Origin of the sequence: Snodgrassella communis (genome assembly GCF_914768045.1) — a bacterium.
Taxonomy (GTDB): domain Bacteria; phylum Pseudomonadota; class Gammaproteobacteria; order Burkholderiales; family Neisseriaceae; genus Snodgrassella; species Snodgrassella communis.
Genome location: NZ_CAJZCD010000028.1, coordinates 1 through 552, shown reverse-complemented (window position 1 = coordinate 552; position 552 = coordinate 1). Strand labels below are relative to the sequence as shown.

Below are 552 nucleotides of genomic sequence, written 5' to 3'. Positions count from 1 at the left end.
CTATTTGCTACCACTGAGCCTCCAGCAGGAGTAGAAGTACTGTAGCTTGGCATCTCAATACCACCACCACTTACTGAATTAGGCGAAGTACCCAGTGCTGCTGCTATTGAGGAAATACTCATGCTAATTGAAGTTGACAGGCTGCTCAGAGCATCTTGTGAAATATTGCCTGTAGGCAAACTATTTACCCGTGTCGTCAGATTATCCAGATCGTTTTTCACTCCCCACAGCTGGCCTGCATTAACTGCATCGGTAGAATCTGCTGCCATATTGCCTGCTGCCACATTACTAATGCGCTGTGCTACACCATTATGGCTTGCATCGTAAGCAGCCACAGATAGGGAACTATTCCATTGCAATGCATTGGCTTTCAGGCTACTAATATCGGTAATAATCTCACCTGTTGGTGTATTTTGCAGCATACTGGTTATCGAAGACAGACTGGATGAAGTGGCGGTAGATAAGCTGGCCAGATCACTTTTCACAGTAAACAACTGTCCGCCCACTACTACTTCATGTGAACCCTCTTCAACCTTACCTTCTTCCACATTA

1 pseudogene is annotated in these 552 nt (G+C 45.5%); it reads right to left on the bottom strand.

Going from position 1 to position 552, the window contains the following annotated elements:
• A pseudogene (locus MJ761_RS10835) lies at positions 1-552 on the bottom strand (hypothetical protein); the annotation flags it as partial.